Consider the following 17071-nt stretch of genomic DNA (forward strand, 5'->3'; position numbering starts at 1 on the left):
ATGACGAATGACAATGAAATGCTGCAGCGCAATATGATGCAGGTCTTAATCAAGTTCTCAGTCAACGGAACTGCGGCACTTTGTCCATCTGCCTTTTGTGCAAGGCAGGGAGCCGCCTGATGCAAGGCATTCAGGCGCTCGATAGCGCCGCGTGGGGTCAGCATCCGACCCGTCGCCTTCACGCGGTGACAAGCCTGCCGTGACGGTACCAGACGCTGACAGCCTCATGGTCGAAGAGAGAACCGCGGCTGCGGGTTCAGTTAGATCGTCTGACCGCAGGCGCGGCAGAAACGACGCACCGTCTCGGCCATTCCGTATTCCAGCGCATCGGCCGTCAGCCCGTGGCCGATCGAGACTTCGGCAAGCGCCGGAATGCGCTTCACCAGCGCGGGGAGATTGTCGACCGTCAGGTCGTGCCCGGCATTGACGCCAAGGCCGTGCGCCAATGCAGCATCCGCAGTCCTTCCCAACAGCTCGAGAAATTCGATGCCGCGTTCCGGATTGTCGAAACAGCCGCCATAGGGACCGGTGTAAAGTTCGATCCGGTCGGCACCGGTCGCCTTGGCAAGCGCCACCGCTTCGACTTCGCCGTCACCATCGGCAAACAGCGAAACCCGCATGCCGCCCTTTTTCAAGCGCGCCACAATCGGCTTCAACATTTCGGCTGTCGCACGGAAATCGAAACCGTGGTCGGACGTCGCCTGGGCCGGATCGTCAGGCACCAATGTCACCTGCTCCGGCTGGATACGTTCGCACAGCGCCAGAAAATCCTCGCTCGGATAGCCTTCGATGTTGAATTCTGCATCCGGGAATTCGTCGTCGATCAGGGCGCGCAAAACCGGCAGATCGGAAAAACGGATATGGCGCTGGTCGGGACGCGGATGAACCGTCAGTCCGGATGCCCCGGCCTGCAACGCAATCCGCCCCAAAGCTTCAACGCTCGGCCACGGAAGATCGCGGCGATTGCGGAGCATGGCGACAGCATTGAGATTGACGGAGAGCGTAGTGGTCATGGCAGCGTCCGAAGCGAGAAATGTCAGCCTGCTTTTAGGACATGCGCAGCGTGTTGACCACCTTTTGGGAACATTACGTAGAAAATAGATCTTTCCGATACATAAGCATATTATAATCTACAAAAATCCGGAGTAGTAATCGTTAAAACTTTACGTACGTTGTCTTCATGCAGAATTCGCCAAGTCGGCAAGATGCGGCACATGAGGCCGGCGAGGCGAATTCTGCTGTCACGATCAATCGGGTCCGCATTCCTTTTACCGAAGATCATCCGCTCATCATGACGCATAAAGCGGCCTGTGGATGCAATCGAGCAGGACCAGCTAGCGACCGAAGGATCCGATGCGAAGCGACCTGTTTGATGCAACTAGCCAGACTTCCCAGCCCTCCTGCCTGTTGTCGCCGGAATTCCTGGCGATCAGATTTTTCCCGCAAATCCAGTTGCCGTTCGAGCTGCCGGGTCAGCCTGTGCCGATTGCCGACGTGGCGGACCTGTTCGGCGTAACGCACCGGACACTGCATTTCTACGAGGAAAAAGGGCTGCTGGTCGCAGGCCGTGCAACGGGACGCGGAACGGCCCCGATGCGGGTTTACGCATCAGATCAGATCCGTCGCATGGCAGTTATCACGGCCTGCCGCGAGGTCGGCATCGGCATCGTGATGATCCAGGACCTCCTGTCGGAGCTGGCAGGAGCTGCCAGCCAGGCCAAGGCCGACGACATCTTCAGTACCGCACTTCAACAACGCAAACGGGAGATGACCGCAGAGATCTCCCAGATCCGGCGGCAGATGCAGCAGATCGAGACCCTGGTGTCGCAGGACACCGACGACCGTGCCGAGACCAGCCGGCGTGCAGCCTGTCCGCCGCTTGCCGATATCGAACGCCGATGCCTGTCGTTGATGAGCGATGGATATTCCGCATCAAGGATAGCCCGCGAGCTTGAGATTGATCTCGACGAAATGCGCCGAATCGAGATCGCGCTGATCGACAAGTTCGAGGCGAGCAACCGTTTTCAGGCAATCGCCAAGGCACTGGTGGCCGGTGTCGTCCTCAACTGAACCGCTCTAGCGGACGATCGTCAGCGTTTCGGCAGCGCGGGTGATAGCCGTGTAGAGCCAGCGCTCCCGCGTATCGCGAAAGGCAAAACTCTCGTCGAATAGAACGACGTTCTGCCACTGTGAACCCTGCGCCTTGTGTACGGTCAGCGCATAACCGTAATCGAACTCGTCATAACGCTTGCGCGTCGACCACGGAATTTCCTCGTCGCTCTCAAACGCAGTCTTCAGCAGCTTGATCTTGGCTGCACCGCGATCCATGTCGTCGTCTTCCGGGCGGATCATCAGGTTGATACCGGGTTTGACGGTTTCTCGCGACGAACTCATCACCTGCCACAGCGACCCGTTCAAAAGGCCCTTGACCTGATCGTTGCGAAGGCAGACCAGTTTGTCGCCGGACTGTGGGTAATCGGCGGTAAAGCCCTTCAGTTCGCGAAGGCGCTGGTTGTAGCGCTTGCGGGTCCGGTTGGTTCCGACCAGAACCTGATCGGCCTCCATCACCAGTTCCTGCGTCACCTCGTTGCGGGAAATGACCTTCGCCTTGCCGTAGTCGCCATGCATGATCTCCTTGCCTTCGCGCACGGTCATGGCGAGCTGGATGATCGGGTTGTCCTGCGCCTGGCGATGGATATCGGTCAGCAGATAATCCGGTTCCTGCTCGGTAAAAAAACCGCCGCCCGTGACCGGTGGCAGCTGGCCGGGATCACCCAGAACCAGAACAGGCGTGCCGAAGCTTAAGAGGTCACGCCCCAGCTGTTCGTCTACCATCGAGCATTCGTCGATGACGATCAGTGCTGCCTTGGTGAGCGGGCTCTGGCGATTGATTGAGAACATCGGCGACACGGAAGTCTTGCCGGTTTCCTCGTTCTCAACCTCCTCCTCGCCCCGCGGGCGATAGATCAGCGAGTGAATGGTTTTCGCATTGCGCGCGCCGCGCGACCGCAGCACCTGCGCCGCCTTGCCGGTAAACGCGGCAAACAGCACGTCGCCATCGACGTGCTCGGCGAAATGCTTGGCAAGCGTCGTCTTGCCCGTGCCCGCATACCCGAACAAACGGAAAACCTGGCTACGGCCTTCCTTCAGCCATTTCGAAACGGCCTTCAAGGCCTCGTCTTGTTGCGGCGCAAATTGCATGGCCGCGACTTGGCAGGATTCTGCCCGTCAGCGCAACTGAAAAGAACGAAAGATGAATGGAAGCCTGGGATGAAGGAAGCTGGTTCAGACGGCCAGCGCTCGCTTCCGGCCATTGCCCGAATGAGCTGACTCCATCTCATGCTTGGCCGCACGGGCGAGAAAGCCGGATCGGGTAAATCCATTCGCCTCGGCGAAAGCGTCGATCGAGGCGAGCATGTCTTCGGGAAGCGTGATGTTGATGCGAACAGCCTTTTTGCCCTCGGTCTTTAGAGAAACAAGGATGGCGACACCGTCCCTGTTGTCCTGGTTTTCCATCACCGCATCAAGCGAAGCCGGTTCAGGAATGGCATCGCCATCTTCCAGCAATCCTTCGACATGCAACGCCAGCGCTTCCTCAGCCATGCGCCGCGCCTCATCCAGATCCCGACCAGCAGTGACAACACCGGGGAAATCCGGGAAGGAAACGCCGAAATCGCTGTCGGCATCCTTATGAATCAGTGCGATATAATTGCGCATGGCTTACCTCAAATTTAGTCCGGCTTGCTTCTCGATGCTCTTGAGCGTTCCGACTGGAATATCTCGCTTAGGGTGAGGGACAGTTACCCGACCAAGCTTCCTTGGATGCTTGAACTCGACATGACTGCCCTTCCTGGCGACCTCGTACCAGCCATCAGCCTTCAACGCAGAGATGATGTCGCCACTCTTCATGGGCTATCTATACACACTTGATGTGTATTTTCAAGATGCCTGTTTTCAACTCTGTCGGTGCGGATCGTTCCTCAGCTCGATCGGCATGCCATGTGGCGTTGTTTCCGCCGCGCGCTGCCAGCTTTGCTGTAGGTTAAGGATCGTCGCTTCGTCGGCGACACGTTTCTCTTCGAGGAGGTCGCATAGCGCTGCCACCCAGCAGTCGAAATAATCGCTTCCATCGTCTGCCCTGCCGGGCTGATGGACCTGGCGCGACAATGCCGCTGCCCATTCCGGCCAAGTAAACACGCCGCGCTCGTGCAGGTGCACGGTCATCGCGAAGGCTTCGGCCGCCCAGGGCTCGGGAAATACCGGATCACCCTCCGGTGACACCGGCAAGCCCGGCGAATCCGCAAGGTCGGTTTTGCTATCGCATCTATGTTCAGAAGCGCTCAAGATAGCTCTCCCAGGCGTCGACGGAAACCGTCAGCGTCGGATCGGCGCCCTCGCCCCAGATTTCTGACGCATCGAAAACGACGGTATAGACCCATTGCGGGTTTTCGCCCTTGCCATGGGCATTGTCATCCGGGAACACGAAAGCGCCCTGCACCGCCTCGACCACGCCGGTCTTGGCGCGTGCGTAACGCGGCAATCGCGTGTGGGTCTCCGGGTTGAAGTTTTTCGTGCGGACACGATCGCCCGCGGCAAAGGCTGGCCTTGTCTCCAGCGGCCGGTCGCACGGCCCGCCTTTGGAAAGCACGCCCGCAACCATCTCGGCTTTCAAGATGCGTTTGGGCACCGCCGGTTCGACCTGTTTTGTGCCCGAGGCAATTTCCGCGCTGGTCGCAAAACCGTGCCGTTCCAGAAGCACTTCCAGCGCCCGGGTCCAGATCTCGTAATAGCTGGCCGAGAGATAGCTCGCCGGTGGGATATTCTCGCGCGCATGCCGGCTTTCATCTATGTTCCATGCGCCAAATGCACCGCAGGAGAGCGTCAGGCCCAGCACGCGGCGTTCCCAGTCCGCATGGAAATAGGGCTCGTTGCTGTCAGGTGCCACCAACCCGAAACCCATCTGTCCGCCAAGGTCGTGCGGGCCGTTCATGACGGCACCCCTGCGATCGCGGTACCGATCATCGCGTCACGGCTGACCAGTGCGGCAAGCGCTTGCTCGTCCAGCCCGTCCGTCCCGTCAGGTCGTTCAGGAATGACGAGGTAGCGCAGTTCCGCCGTCGAATCCCAGACGCGGATCTTCGTCTCCTGGGGAAGAGCCAAGCCGAATTCGGCCAGCACGCCGCGTGGATCGATCACCGCACGGGAGCGATAGGCCGGCGCCTTGTACCAGGTCGGCGGCAGGCCAAGCACGGCCCACGGGTAACAGGAGCAGAGCGTGCAGACGATGAGGTTATGGGTCTCCACGGTGTTGAATACGGCGCGCAAATGCTCACCCTGGCGGCCGGTATAGCCGAGGCTGGCGATCGCCGCCGTGGCATCTGCCTTCAGCCAGTCCGCAAACACCGGATCGCTCCATGCTTTCGCTACCACGCGGGCGCCGTTCTTCGGCCCGATCTTCGTCTCGTAGGTCTCGACGATCGCATCGACTGCTTTCGGATCAATAAGGCCCTTTTCGACCAGCACCGTCTCAAGCGCCCTCACCCGCGCCTGCATGTCGGTGTAGCGGTTGTCGTGGTCGTGAAAGTGACCGTGACCGTGAGCGTGGCCATGGTGGTCGTGGTGATCGGTCTCGTGATCTTCGTGCATGGCGGGACCTCATGATCGCTGCGGGATACCTTTGCCAACGTCCGCATCGAGGAGATGCAAACGTTGTCGTCGTCGGTTCAGCGTATGCGCCTTCCTCATGCCCGGCAAGCCTTTGCCGCCACCGGACGAACCGGAGGCTTGGCATCACGGCAGAGCGCCTTATCTGACATCAGATCACTCATCAGCGAGGTCGAAGATGCCCGATATTCCAACCGTCACCCTGCCCTCCGGCATCTCGGTTCCAGCGCTTGGCCTTGGAACCTGGAAGATGGGCGAGTCCCCGAACGACGCGAAGGCCGAGATCGAAAGTCTGCGCCGCGGCCTCGACCTTGGCATGACGCTGATCGACACGGCGGAAATGTATGGCGAAGGCGCTTCGGAAGAGCTGACAGGAAAAGCCATCGAAGGCCGACGCGACGAGGTGTTTCTGGTCAGCAAGGTCTATCCCTGGAATGCCAGCCGCCGCGGTGTGATCGAGGCCTGCGAGGCCAGTCTCGAACGGTTGAAAACGGATCGGCTCGACCTTTACCTTCTGCACTGGCGCGGCGAGCATCCGCTCGAAGAAACCGTCGCCGGGTTCGAGGCTCTGCGCCGCGACGGCAAGATCGGCGCCTGGGGCGTCTCCAATTTCGACACCGCCGACATGGAAGAACTGATGGCGGTGCCGGATGGACGCAACTGCGCGACCAATCAAGTACTCTACAATCTGTCGCGCCGCGGCATCGAATACGATCTCTTGCCCTGGTGCCAGGAGCACGAGATTCCGGTCATGGCCTATTCCCCGATCGAACAGGGACGGATCCTGCGCAATGCGGAACTGATCCGCATCGCCAAAGCCTACCAGGCAACGCCAGCGCAGGTGGCGCTCGCTTTCCTGCTGGAGCGGGACAAGGTGATCGCGATTCCGAAATCCTCGACCGCGTCGCGCGTCGAGGAGAATGCCGTTGCTGTCGACCTCGACATCAGCGACGAGGACTGGGAGGCTCTCGACGCCGCCTTCCCGCCGCCGGAACGCAAGCAGCCGCTGGAGATGCTCTAGTCGAGATTCAGCCGTCGGCGCTCGTCCGCGACCGTCTCGATCGCCTTGAAGACGTCGATTTCGGCAAAACTCTTCGTGTCGCGATAGACCGGGTAGAGGCCGAAGGCTGCCGCTGCCAGCTGATCGATGGTGGGACGGGCGGTCCGACGAGACAGAGTGGCCTGCGCGCCCCCACCGAGGTGATCTTCGGTCAGGTCCCAGCCCGCATAGAACGGACCGGCATAACACCGCACCGGCTTTTCGCGCAGGAGCGCGTCCAGCCCGAACTGGCTGGAGACCGTCCAGACTTCATCCACCACATCGAGAATGGAGGGAACCGAGACTGCATCCGACAGGAGAATCACGCCGGACGCTTTCGCTGCCTGTTCGGTCAGATAGCCCTTGCGGAAGCCGGCCATCACATCCGGATGGGTGCGCACCACGCATTGAGCACCGCTCGCGATCGCATCCTTGAGCATCCGAGAAAAGCTGTCCGGCGAGCCGCCCGCCATCGGCACCGAAACATCGCCGAGCACCTGGTCAACCAGAAGGATGCGCTTTCGCCGCGATCTCTCGAGTTTCAGCTCCCGATGCGGCAGGTTGTTGTATTTCGACAGCTTTTCAGAAACCAGCGCAGTGCGGATATCACTGCCCAGGGATGCAGCATCCCAATCGTCGGCAGATGCCGCGATCACCTTTTCCAGGCGCGAGGGAACGGCGGCCCTCACCGGCATGCCGAGATCGTCGATCTGGATCGAAATCGGCAGCGCGTTCTGCTTGCCGAGGCCCACCGAGCGTAAAAACCCGTCTTCCAGATACCAGCTCGGCAGCCCACGCAGCGCGGCAATCAACTTCGCCGCCTTTGCCGGAGCGCGACCGCCCCACAGAACGATCCCACCGATCCCCGGCCGAAGCGTAGGCTCAAGCGCCTCTACGCCGAAGTAATGCCGCAAAAAGGGCTGGGACTGCCGGACATAGAAGGTCGCACCGATGCGCATTCCAGGTTTCGGCAGCCAGTCCTTTTGCAATGGAATATCCCCGGCGCCGCGGCCCGACACTTACATGCCCTGCGAGCCGCGGTTCATCGCGGCGATGCCCGTGCGGCAGATCTCGATCAGGCCGAGAGGTCTGATGACCGCCACGAACTGATCGATCTTCGACGACTTGCCGGTGATCTCGAAGATGAAGTGCTCGATCGTCGCGTCCACGACCTTCGCCTGGAACGCGTCGGCGAGACGCAAGGCCTCGGCGCGCTGGTCGCCGTGGCCGACGACCTTGAGCAATGCCACTTCCCGTTCGATGGGCCGGTCCTGGCCGAGATCGCGCGCTCGGACCGTCAGGTCGAGAACCCGGTGGACAGGCACGATGCGCTCGAGCTGCGCTTTGATCTGCTCGAGCACGGTCGGCGTCCCGTTGGTCACGATCGTGATGCGCGATAGGTGCGCTTCATGCTCGGTCTCCGAAACCGTCAGGCTTTCGATGTTGTAGCCGCGGCCGGAGAAGAGCCCGATAACGCGGGCTAGAACCCCCGGCTCGTTGCTGACGAGAACCGAAAGCGTGTGGCTCTCGACCTTGGCCGTTTCCGGCTGGAAGAAGTAGGCAGAACCGGTCGGCTGCTGATGTGCATTCATGGTCTCAGGTCCGTTTCCTCAGAGATAGGTTCAGGACGCCAGCCCTCCGCTGACGCCCCGGATGCGCCGATCAAACCAGCTGACGGCCTTTGGCGTCGATCGCGGTTGCAACAACTTCGTCTGTCGCCTCGTCCGGCAACAGCATCTCGTTATGGGCTTTGCCTGACGGGATCATCGGGAAGCAGTTGGCAAGGTTTGCGACACGGCAGTCGAAGATGACTGGCTGCCGGATTGCGATCATCTCGGCGATCTTGTCGTCCAGCTCCTTCGGATCGTCGCAATACATGCCGACCGCGCCATAGGCCTCCGCCAGCTTGACGAAGTCAGGCATCGCTTCGGTATAGGAGTTCGACAGGCGGTTGCCGTGAAGCAGCTGCTGCCACTGGCGCACCATGCCCATATACTGGTTGTTCAGGATAAAGATCTTGACCGGCAGATCGTGCTGGATCGCGCAGGACATTTCCTGGATGCACATCTGGATCGACGCGTCGCCGGCAATGTCGATGACGAGCGCATCGGGATGCGCGACCTGAACGCCGAGAGCTGCCGGCAGGCCGTAACCCATCGTGCCGAGACCACCCGATGTCATCCAACGGTTCGGCTCTTCGAAACCGAAGAACTGTGCCGCCCACATCTGGTGCTGGCCGACCTCGGTCGTGATGAAGGTCTTGTGACCCTTCGTCGCCTCGTAGAGACGCTCGACCGCGTATTGCGGCATGATGACGTCGGTCGAGTTCTTGTAGGAAAACGACTTGCGACCCCGCCAGCTCTGGATTTCGCTCCACCAGTCGGAGATCTGCGCCTTGTCCTGCTTTTGCGGCAGGGCGCGCCACAGGCGAACCATCTCTTCCAGAACATGACCGACATCACCGATGATCGGGATCTCGACGCGGACATTCTTGTTGATCGAAGACGGGTCGATATCGATATGGATCTTGCGCGAGTTCGGCGCAAACGCATTCAGGCGTCCGGTGATGCGGTCGTCGAAACGCGCACCGACGCAGACCATGACGTCGCAGTCATGCATCGCCATGTTGGCTTCATAGGAACCGTGCATGCCGAGCATGCCGAGCCAGTTCTTGCCCGATGCCGGATAGGCGCCGAGCCCCATCAGCGTCGAGGTGATCGGGAAATCCGTCAGCTCAATCAGCTCGCGCAGCAAACGCGATGCTTCCGGACCGGAATTGATGACGCCGCCGCCTGTGTAGAGGATCGGCCGACGGGCCGAAGCCATCAGCTGGACGGCTGCCTCGATTGCCTGCATATCGCCGGCAAGCTTGGGCGCGTAGCTCTTGTTCGCAGGTGTCGCGCCCGGTGGCGTGTAGGTGCCGGTCGCAAACTGGATATCCTTGGGGATATCGACGACAACAGGTCCCGGACGGCCGGACTGGGCGATACGGAACGCCTCGTGGATGACACCGGCCAGCTGGTCGACGTCTTTGACGAGCCAGTTGTGCTTGGTGCAGGGGCGCGTGATGCCGACCGTATCGGCTTCCTGGAAGGCATCCGAGCCGATCAGGTTAGTCGGAACCTGGCCGGTCAGACATACGAGCGGGATCGAATCCATCAGCGCGTCCTGCAGCGGCGTAACCGCGTTGGTGGCCCCTGGACCTGACGTGACGAGCATGACACCGACCTTGCCGGTCGAACGGGCATAGCCTTCGGCCGCATGGCCGGCGCCCTGTTCGTGGCGGACGAGGATGTGCTTGATGTCATCCTGCTGGAAGATTTCGTCATAGATCGGCAGGATCGCGCCGCCGGGATAGCCGAAAATATGCTCGACGCCGTTATCCTTCAGCGCCTTCAGGACGATCTCTGCGCCCGTCATCCTGTTATTCGTATCCGTCATCATCGTCATCCGTTCACTTCTGGATTTACCGGCGGCTCCTCCGAGCCGGTTTGAAGACATAAAAAAAGGCCCCTTAAGGAGCCTGTCTTTCCGCGCATGGGTGGCTATCGCCGGACGGTTACACCGTCCTGCCCATGCGCGTTCCCACCACGATAAGTGCGTTCGAAATCTTCATGGCCGTGAGTGTTAGCCGGATATGCCCCATTCGTCAACGCAGACCGTCAGCAAAAACGTCATCTCATTGAGATCGCTCGCAGTTCACGCCGAAAGTCACGAGGTCCTACACAAGTTGTTAAGCCGGCAAGGCTACAGTCGCGAGATTGGAGGAACCTGATCTCCATATCACCTTTCGATTGCCACCCCATTTGCAGGGCCGTTACTGTTGTTGAACAACGACCTTCACCGTTCGATCTCTGCCGGGGAGCAAGAGCGTCGCGATGCCCAGAAAATCGGTAACCGGATGCTGGGCCGTGTCGTCGCCTGCAACGGCTCGCATGCGACGATCGCAGCTGTCGCCGAGCATGGCGACACCGATCTCACCGAACTCTGGTCCGTCGGCCGGCTGATCTCCATTTCCGTCGGCAGCAACCGCGTCGTCGCGCTTGCCTATTCGATGCAATCTGGCGAACGCCAGTGGGCGGAAGGCGAAGACACGAAATTCCACATCGAAGTCGAGCTGCTCGGCGAGGTCCGTGTCGGGCATGATGGCCGCGAAGAGTTTTCGAGCGGCATTTCCGCCTACCCCTATCTCGGCGCCATTGCCCATCGTATCCGCTCGGCCGACCTTCTGCGCATCTACGATGCCGGCAAGAACGATACGTGCACGATCGGCAAGCTCAGCCAGGATGAAAGCATCGACGCGGCAATCCATGTGCCTTCAATGCTGTCGAAGCATTTCGCCATCGTCGGCTCCACCGGCGTCGGCAAGTCGACAGCCGTTTCGCTTCTCCTGCACAAGGCGATCGAAGCTGACCATCGGCTCCGCGTACTGATCCTCGATCCGCACAACGAATTTGCGGCAGCCTTTCCCGATCATGCGGTCGTTATCGATACCGACACGCTCGACCTGCCTTTCTGGCTGATGCGCCTTGAGGAATTCTCGGAGGTCATTTTCCGTGGCCGCCCGGCTATCCCCGAAGAGCTCGACATCATGCGCGACCTCATCCCGGAAGCAAAACGCGCTTTCAAGGGCAGCGATTCGGGCCTGATGCGCCGCTCGGCTTCGGAAAAAAGTTCGCTGACAGCTGATACGCCCGTCCCTTACCGCATGGCCGATCTGCTGGCCCTGATCGACGAACGGCTCGGCAGGCTGGAGGGTCGCTCCGACAAGCCGTTCCTGCGCGCTCTGAAAATGCGCATCACGTCGGCGATCAACGATCCGCGCTATCATTTCATGTTCTCCAACAACACGATCCAAGACACGATCATGGAGACGATCGCGCATATCTTCCGCATTCCCGGCGACGACCGGCCGATCTCGACGTTCCAGCTTGCCGGCATCCCATCGGAAGTCGTGAACTCTGTCGCCTCTATCCTCTGCCGCATGGCGTTCGAGCTTGCGCTCTGGAGCAATGGCGCAATTCACATGCTCGTTGTCTGCGAGGAAGCGCACCGCTACGTACCGGCGGACCGGGAGCTCGGGTTTGCGCCGACCGTGCAGGCCATCTCCCGCATCGCAAAGGAAGGCCGGAAATACGGCGTTTCGCTTGGCATCATCACGCAGCGCCCCGGCGAGCTTGACCAGACGATCCTGTCCCAGTGCTCGACACTGTTTGCCATGCGCCTGTCGAATGAACGGGATCAGGTCATCATCAAGTCGGCGATCCCAAATTCGTCGATCTCAACGACGAGCTTCTTGTCGTCGATCGGCAATGGCGAGGCAATCGCGTTCGGCGAGGCCATCTCGGTTCCCATGCGCATGCGCTTCTCACGCGTCGAGAAACGCTATCTTCCAAAGACCAACAGTCTTGCAAACAAAGGCAGCGAAGAAACGCCCGACACGGTTGATCTGCGTTCGATCGTGTCCCGCATGCGCTCGGTCACAGCGCCGGAAATCTCATCGTTCCAGCAGAGCTATTCCGCCAATCCACCCGCCCCGGAGGCAGGTCTGCCGATCCCGCCCGAAGACAGGCAGGCTGTGCCGTCCGCCGATGACGCGGAACTGAATGACTGGCGGCGTGAAATCGGCAGCGGTATACCGCCGCTCGATGCGCCTGCCCCGCGCTCGCCGGAACCGCCCTCGTTGGCACCCTACAGATCCGACATGCTGCCGACCCCGCGTGCAGCGGAGCGGCTTGCACCGCGCTTCCCGGAACGCGACAGGCCGGTTGAGCGCTTTGCCGAGCGTCCCGTGGAGCGTCAGACCGACCGGCTCACGGATCGCCCGCCCGCCATTCACGACCGTTTCGCCGATCTTCGTCGGCAGGTTTCGTCCGAGACTCCGCGACCAGGCTCGCCGTCACTGGAACCGCGTCCGAACGCATTCCTGCGGCGCGAAGCTCCGCCACGGGAAGGTTCGTTGCGCGATGGCCTTCTCAAGAAGCCACTGAGCAGTCTCTACGACAAGGACTGATCGCGAGCGAGCGCCCTCACGTCGCGAGGCGCTCCCAGCTTTCGTCCATCTGGTTGCGGAACCAGGTCATCTGACGCTTGGCGTATTGCCGCGTCAGCGCGGAGCCACGCTCGATGACCGCGTCGCGGGTCATCCGTCCCGCGAGCATTTCGCCGATCTCCCGCACGCCGATCGCCTTCATGATCGGCAGGTCCGGGGCCGGATCGCAGGCGAGCAGCGATTCGACCTCCTCGACTGCGCTCCCATTCAGCATCTTGACGAAGCGGGCATTGATACGATCGTGCAGGATCTTTCGATCCGGCAGAACGACGATTTTGCGCGCTCGCAACGGATCGATGATGACCGGGCCTGCCTTGCCCTGAAACTCGGTGATGGATCGGCCTGTTTCTTCCAGCACCTCCAGTGCCCGCAGGATTCGCTGTCCGTCCATCGGCTTCAGATTGGCGGCCACCGCCGCGTCACGTGCCGATAACTCCGAGTGAAGCGCCTGCGGTCCCTCCTCCTTGAGCCGCAAGCGCACACGGCACCGAATATCCTGGGAAATCTCCGGCATGTCCGACAGACCGCCCGTGAGCGCCTTGAAGTACAGCCCCGTGCCGCCGACGAAGACCGGAATCCGCCCCTGTTCTTTCAAGACCGGCAGGAGTGCGGATACGTCCCGCTGCCATTCGCCCGTCGAATAGGCGTGCGTCGCCGGCACATGCCCATAGAGGTAATGGGCGATGTCCGCGGTCTCCTCCTCTGACGGACGCGCGGTGATGATCCTGAGCGTGTCGTAAACCTGCATGCTATCGGCATTGACGACGACGCCGCCGCATTCGCGTGCCATGCGAATGGCAAGCGCCGACTTGCCGCTGGCAGTTGGCCCGGTTATCAGGATCGCATCAGTATTTTGCATAAGGTCGGTCATATGGCTTTCGTTGCCACGCTCATTGCCCATCCGTCAAACCCCGTTCTCACTCCGTCCATCGCCGAACGGGCCGCCGAAGCGGTCAACGCCTCCGGTCTGTACTGGCTGGCAGACGGGATCGCCTGCGATATCGCCCTTCGCGACGGCACCGATCCGTCGGCTGCGGAAGAAACACTCCGCGGCTTGATCGGCGAGGAGCGGATCGATGTTGTGGTGCAGCAGGCGGAAACCCGGCGCAAGTCGTTCCTCATCGCAGACATGGATTCCACCATGATCGGCCAGGAATGCATCGATGAACTCGCCGACGTCGTCGGTTTGAAGGACAAGGTGGCGACGATAACGGCACGTGCCATGAACGGCGAGATCGCATTCGAGCCGGCGTTGAGAGAACGGGTGGCGCTCTTGAAAGGCCTGCCGATCGGCGTCGTCGACGAGGTCATCGAGAAGCGGATCACGCTGACATCGGGTGGACCGGAACTGATCGCGACGATGAAGGCGAAGGGTGGGTACACGGCACTCGTGTCCGGTGGCTTTACCGTCTTTACCAGCCGCATCGCCGCAATGCTCGACTTCGACGTCAACCGCGCCAACATGCTCCTCGAACAGGATGGCATCCTGACCGGCGAAGTCGCCGAACCCATCCTCGGCAAACAGGCCAAGGTGGATGCGTTGGAAGAGATCGCCCGCGAACTCGGCATCACCCCTGATGATACGATTGCTGTCGGCGATGGCGCAAACGACCTTGGCATGCTCGGCATCGCAGGCTCCGGCGTGGCCCTCCACGCCAAGCCCAACGTCGCGGCCCAGGCCAAGATCCGCATCGACCACGGCGACCTGACCGCGCTCCTCTATATCCAGGGCTACCGGAAGACGGATTTCGTCATTCCGGGCTGAGGCTCAACAGAGGGATGAGCATCACGATGCAACCGCAGCCTGTCGCAACCACGCTCCTCGAAACTTCACGCCTCGTCCTGCGCCGCTGGCTCCCCACGGACCGGGACCTGTTCCGCGAAATCAACGCAGACCCTGACGTGATGGCGTTCTTCCCGTTCCGTCGCAGCCACGACGAATCGGATGCGTTCCTCGGGAAGCTGAACGACATGTTTTCCGAAAACGGGCTTGGCTTTTACGCGCTCGAACTCAGGGAAACCGGCGAGCCTCTCGGGTTTTGCGGGCTGACCTATGCCAATATGCCGGGGATTTTTCCGGCCGAAACGGTGGAGATCGGCTGGCGTCTGGCTGCCCGTTACTGGGGCAATGGCTATGTGACGGAAGCGGCAGAAGCGCTGCTTGATTTCGCCTTCGTGGAGAAGGACATCAAGGCCGTCGTCTCGTTCGCCGTAGCGGACAATAACCGCTCGACGGCTGTCATGAAGCGCCTTGGAATGCATCGGGCGGCCGGCATGGATTTCGACCATCCGCGCGTGCCGGAGACGCATCCCCACCTCAAGCGCCATGTCGTCTACGCAATGACACCGGAGGAATGGACAAGGCGGAACGCCCGCCTTGTCGAGGAAGCCTGAACTCTCAGGCTATTCCAGCGGAAGTGCCACGAACCGCAGGTTTCCGGTCTTGTCGGCCACCATGACATGCGCGTTGCGGCGGCCTTCCTTCTTCAGCACGTCGAAGCGCTTGGCGACCTCACCCGGGTTCTCGACGAAGTCCTGGGCGATTTCGACCACCACGTCGCCGGCCTTGAAGCCCTTGGCAGCGGCAACCGAACCAGCCTTCACCTCGGACACCACCACGCCCTCGACGCTTTCCGCGATCCCGAACGTCTTGCGGTGCGCCTCATCCAGCACGCTCAGCGTCATGCCGTAAACCGTGACGGGCTCGCTGCTTTTCTCGCCGGCGTCCGGGGAGCCGCTGTCATTCTTGCCCTGGTCATCCGGGGACTGATCGTCAGGGCTTTGTGCGTCTGGCGACTGTCCATCGGGTGCTGCCGGCTCATCGCCATCTGCGGCATCGGCCGTATCATCGAGTTGCCCAAGCGTGATGCGGACGGTCTGTTCCTTGCCGTCGCGCAGCAACCGCACCTCGACATCCTTGCCCACAGGGCTTTCGGCCACAATCCGCGGCAGATCGCGCATCGAACTGACCGACTGTCCGTCGAAGGCGAGCACGACATCGCCCGACTTGATTTCACCGTTCTTGATCGGACCGTTTTCAACGACGCCGGAAACCAGGGCTCCACGGGCCTTGTCGAGCCCCAGGCTCGCTGCAATATCGTCGGTGACCGGCTGGATGCGGACACCGAGCCAGCCGCGGCGGGTCTCGCCGAACTCGATCAGCTGATGGACGATGTTTTCCGCAAGTTCTGTCGGGACGGCAAAGCCGATACCGATCGAGCCGCCGGAGGGCGAAATGATCGCCGTGTTGATCCCGATTACCTCGCCGCGCATGTTGAACAGCGGTCCGCCGGAATTGCCCTTGTTGATCGCCGCATCCGTCTGAATGAAGTTGTCGTAGGGCCCTGCATTGATGTTTCTGCCGCGTGCGGACACGATGCCGAGCGTCACCGAGCCGCCAAGACCAAACGGATTGCCGATCGCCATGACCCAGTCGCCGATCCGGATCTTTTTGGAATCACCGAAGGGAACGGCCTTGAGCGGCGTCTTGGACTCGACCTTCAGCACGGAGAGGTCGGTTTTTGTGTCGGTGCCGACCAGGCGAGCCTTCAGCTTGCGGCCGTCAGGGAAAATCACCTCGATATCGTCGGCGCCTTCGATAACGTGGTTGTTCGTTACCACGTAGCCGGAGGAATCAATCACGAAGCCGGAGCCGAGTGAAGACACCTTCTGGTTTCCGCCCTGATTATCCTTGTCGTCGAAAAAGTCGTCGAAGAATTCCTGGAAGGGTGAGCCCTCCTGGATCTGCGGCTGCGGGCCGGCACCCTGGTCCTTGACGCTCTGCGACGTCGAGATGTTGACGACGGCGTCGAGCAGACCTTCCGCCAGATCGGAGATCGGCGCTGGACCGGCGGGCACTGCGGACTGGCTGACCGGAGGTGGCGGATTGAACTTGTTGCCGACTGGCGCTGGTGGCGCGGGCAGCATGCCGCCGGGCTGAGTGGCCGGCTGGCTGTTAGCCTGTGGAGCCGGCGCCTGTCCCGGAGGTGCCGGGGCTTCCCCCTGCGGAGCGGGCGCCTGTCCCTGAGGCGCTGGCGCCTGTGGCCGAGGGGCCGGGGCCTGGACCTGCTGCGGCTGGGCCGGGCTTTGCGCCAGTGCCTGAAGCGGACTGACCATGACGGCAACCACTAGACCGAGGCTCACGGAACCCTTCAAGGACGATAGTTTCGAATGGCCCATTGGCATCCTCGTTTTCTGTCACGGTGTCTGCCGCGGCAGAAAAGCATCCGTGCAACCCACAACGTTACGCATTGATAACTCGCGCGCCGTTCTGAAGAAAGCATAGGGCGGAATAACGGCCGGGAAAATTACCTTTT

17 protein-coding genes are annotated in these 17071 nt (G+C 61.0%); 5 read left to right on the forward strand and 12 right to left on the reverse strand.

Annotated elements, in window-relative coordinates:
- Positions 1–260 precede the first annotated feature (260 nt).
- Complete coding sequence (locus ACQY1K_RS09815) at positions 261–1013, reverse strand: pyridoxine 5'-phosphate synthase (protein WP_430257222.1); 753 nt, start codon at positions 1011–1013, stop codon at positions 261–263.
- 340 nt (positions 1014–1353) lie between these two features.
- Here ACQY1K_RS09815 and ACQY1K_RS09820 point away from each other — a divergent pair, with 340 nt between their 5' ends.
- Positions 1354–2070 carry a MerR family transcriptional regulator gene (locus tag ACQY1K_RS09820; protein WP_430257223.1) on the forward strand — a complete coding sequence of 239 codons (717 nt, stop codon included), beginning with the start codon at positions 1354–1356 and terminating at the stop codon, positions 2068–2070.
- Positions 2071–2076: 6 nt separating this feature from the next.
- Here ACQY1K_RS09820 and ACQY1K_RS09825 read toward each other — a convergent pair whose 3' ends face one another.
- The 6 genes from ACQY1K_RS09825 to nthA form a co-directional block, all read right to left on the reverse strand.
- A complete protein-coding gene (locus ACQY1K_RS09825) occupies positions 2077–3201 on the reverse strand; it encodes an ATP-dependent DNA helicase (RefSeq protein ID WP_062456323.1) in 1125 nt (374 codons plus the stop codon).
- A gap of 84 nt (positions 3202–3285) precedes the next feature.
- The gene (locus tag ACQY1K_RS09830; RefSeq protein WP_092660675.1) at positions 3286–3717 is read right to left on the reverse strand and encodes a type II toxin-antitoxin system HicB family antitoxin; all 432 of its coding nucleotides are present in this window, start codon (positions 3715–3717) and stop codon (positions 3286–3288) included.
- Between the two features lie 3 nt (positions 3718–3720).
- Positions 3721–3909 carry a type II toxin-antitoxin system HicA family toxin gene (locus ACQY1K_RS09835; RefSeq protein WP_174196548.1) on the reverse strand — a complete coding sequence of 63 codons (189 nt, stop codon included), beginning with the start codon at positions 3907–3909 and terminating at the stop codon, positions 3721–3723.
- A gap of 45 nt (positions 3910–3954) precedes the next feature.
- Positions 3955–4344 carry a nitrile hydratase accessory protein gene (locus tag ACQY1K_RS09840; protein WP_430257224.1) on the reverse strand — a complete coding sequence of 130 codons (390 nt, stop codon included), beginning with the start codon at positions 4342–4344 and terminating at the stop codon, positions 3955–3957.
- Complete coding sequence (gene nthB, locus ACQY1K_RS09845) at positions 4331–4990, reverse strand: nitrile hydratase subunit beta (RefSeq protein ID WP_430257225.1); 660 nt, start codon at positions 4988–4990, stop codon at positions 4331–4333. Before nthB ends, ACQY1K_RS09840 begins: the two co-directional genes overlap by 14 nt.
- Positions 4987–5646 carry a nitrile hydratase subunit alpha gene (gene nthA / locus ACQY1K_RS09850; protein ID WP_430257226.1) on the reverse strand — a complete coding sequence of 220 codons (660 nt, stop codon included), beginning with the start codon at positions 5644–5646 and terminating at the stop codon, positions 4987–4989. The genes nthB and nthA overlap by 4 nt, the downstream gene beginning before the upstream one ends.
- A gap of 196 nt (positions 5647–5842) precedes the next feature.
- On the opposite strand from nthA, the gene ACQY1K_RS09855 reads away from it, so the two are divergent.
- Entirely contained in the window at positions 5843–6685 is an 843-nt protein-coding gene (locus ACQY1K_RS09855; protein WP_430257227.1) for an aldo/keto reductase, read from the forward strand.
- Here the strand turns inward: ACQY1K_RS09855 and ACQY1K_RS09860 are convergent.
- The 3 genes from ACQY1K_RS09860 to ACQY1K_RS09870 all read right to left on the reverse strand — a co-directional run bounded on the left by ACQY1K_RS09860 (position 6682) and on the right by ACQY1K_RS09870 (position 10144).
- Positions 6682–7692, reverse strand: coding sequence for a capsular biosynthesis protein (locus tag ACQY1K_RS09860; RefSeq protein WP_430257228.1), 1011 nt, complete (start codon positions 7690–7692; stop codon positions 6682–6684). The two genes, ACQY1K_RS09855 and ACQY1K_RS09860, sit on opposite strands and share 4 nt — an antisense overlap.
- 30 nt (positions 7693–7722) lie before the next feature.
- Positions 7723–8295 (reverse strand): acetolactate synthase small subunit, encoded by a 573-nt coding sequence (gene ilvN, locus ACQY1K_RS09865; RefSeq protein ID WP_062456299.1) that lies wholly within the window; start codon positions 8293–8295, stop codon positions 7723–7725.
- A gap of 70 nt (positions 8296–8365) precedes the next feature.
- The gene (locus ACQY1K_RS09870) at positions 8366–10144 is read right to left on the reverse strand and encodes an acetolactate synthase 3 large subunit (protein ID WP_082471955.1); all 1779 of its coding nucleotides are present in this window, start codon (positions 10142–10144) and stop codon (positions 8366–8368) included.
- A 382-nt stretch (positions 10145–10526) separates the two neighbouring features.
- Here ACQY1K_RS09870 and ACQY1K_RS09875 point away from each other — a divergent pair, with 382 nt between their 5' ends.
- Entirely contained in the window at positions 10527–12716 is a 2190-nt protein-coding gene (locus tag ACQY1K_RS09875) for a helicase HerA domain-containing protein (RefSeq protein WP_192086359.1), read from the forward strand.
- Positions 12717–12732: 16 nt separating this feature from the next.
- Here ACQY1K_RS09875 and miaA read toward each other — a convergent pair whose 3' ends face one another.
- Positions 12733–13626, reverse strand: a complete 894-nt coding sequence (miaA, locus tag ACQY1K_RS09880; RefSeq protein ID WP_430257229.1) for a tRNA (adenosine(37)-N6)-dimethylallyltransferase MiaA — start codon at positions 13624–13626, stop codon at positions 12733–12735.
- On the opposite strand from miaA, the gene serB reads away from it, so the two are divergent.
- Positions 13627–14520 (forward strand): phosphoserine phosphatase SerB, encoded by an 894-nt coding sequence (gene serB / locus ACQY1K_RS09885; protein WP_430257230.1) that lies wholly within the window; start codon positions 13627–13629, stop codon positions 14518–14520.
- Positions 14521–14546: 26 nt separating this feature from the next.
- On the forward strand, positions 14547–15149 hold the full coding sequence (locus ACQY1K_RS09890) for a GNAT family N-acetyltransferase (protein ID WP_430257231.1): 603 nt from the start codon (positions 14547–14549) through the stop codon (positions 15147–15149).
- A 9-nt stretch (positions 15150–15158) separates the two neighbouring features.
- Here the strand turns inward: ACQY1K_RS09890 and ACQY1K_RS09895 are convergent, their stop codons facing one another.
- The gene (locus ACQY1K_RS09895) at positions 15159–16934 is read right to left on the reverse strand and encodes a Do family serine endopeptidase (protein ID WP_430257232.1); all 1776 of its coding nucleotides are present in this window, start codon (positions 16932–16934) and stop codon (positions 15159–15161) included.
- Positions 16935–17071 lie beyond the last annotated feature (137 nt).

The sequence above is a fragment of the Neorhizobium sp. IRS_2294 genome (assembly GCF_050500145.1).
Classification (GTDB): Bacteria; Pseudomonadota; Alphaproteobacteria; order Rhizobiales; family Rhizobiaceae; genus Neorhizobium; species Neorhizobium soli.

Bases quoted from the DNA above. Each gene is read 5' to 3' on its own strand.
- ACQY1K_RS09870 (WP_082471955.1), bottom strand. From the start codon at position 10,144: ATGACGGATACGAATAACAGGATGACGGGCGCAGAGATCGTCCTGAAG.
- ACQY1K_RS09820 (WP_430257223.1), top strand. From the start codon at position 1,354: ATGCGAAGCGACCTGTTTGATGCAACTAGCCAGACTTCCCAGCCCTCC.
- ilvN (WP_062456299.1), bottom strand. From the start codon at position 8,295: ATGAATGCACATCAGCAGCCGACCGGTTCTGCCTACTTCTTCCAGCCG.
- nthB (WP_430257225.1), bottom strand. From the start codon at position 4,990: ATGAACGGCCCGCACGACCTTGGCGGACAGATGGGTTTCGGGTTGGTG.
- ACQY1K_RS09825 (WP_062456323.1), bottom strand. From the start codon at position 3,201: ATGCAATTTGCGCCGCAACAAGACGAGGCCTTGAAGGCCGTTTCGAAA.
- ACQY1K_RS09890 (WP_430257231.1), top strand. From the start codon at position 14,547: ATGCAACCGCAGCCTGTCGCAACCACGCTCCTCGAAACTTCACGCCTC.
- ACQY1K_RS09830 (WP_092660675.1), bottom strand. From the start codon at position 3,717: ATGCGCAATTATATCGCACTGATTCATAAGGATGCCGACAGCGATTTC.
- miaA (WP_430257229.1), bottom strand. From the start codon at position 13,626: ATGACCGACCTTATGCAAAATACTGATGCGATCCTGATAACCGGGCCA.
- nthA (WP_430257226.1), bottom strand. From the start codon at position 5,646: ATGCACGAAGATCACGAGACCGATCACCACGACCACCATGGCCACGCT.
- ACQY1K_RS09835 (WP_174196548.1), bottom strand. From the start codon at position 3,909: ATGAAGAGTGGCGACATCATCTCTGCGTTGAAGGCTGATGGCTGGTAC.
- ACQY1K_RS09895 (WP_430257232.1), bottom strand. From the start codon at position 16,934: ATGGGCCATTCGAAACTATCGTCCTTGAAGGGTTCCGTGAGCCTCGGT.
- serB (WP_430257230.1), top strand. From the start codon at position 13,627: ATGGCTTTCGTTGCCACGCTCATTGCCCATCCGTCAAACCCCGTTCTC.
- ACQY1K_RS09815 (WP_430257222.1), bottom strand. From the start codon at position 1,013: ATGACCACTACGCTCTCCGTCAATCTCAATGCTGTCGCCATGCTCCGC.
- ACQY1K_RS09855 (WP_430257227.1), top strand. From the start codon at position 5,843: ATGCCCGATATTCCAACCGTCACCCTGCCCTCCGGCATCTCGGTTCCA.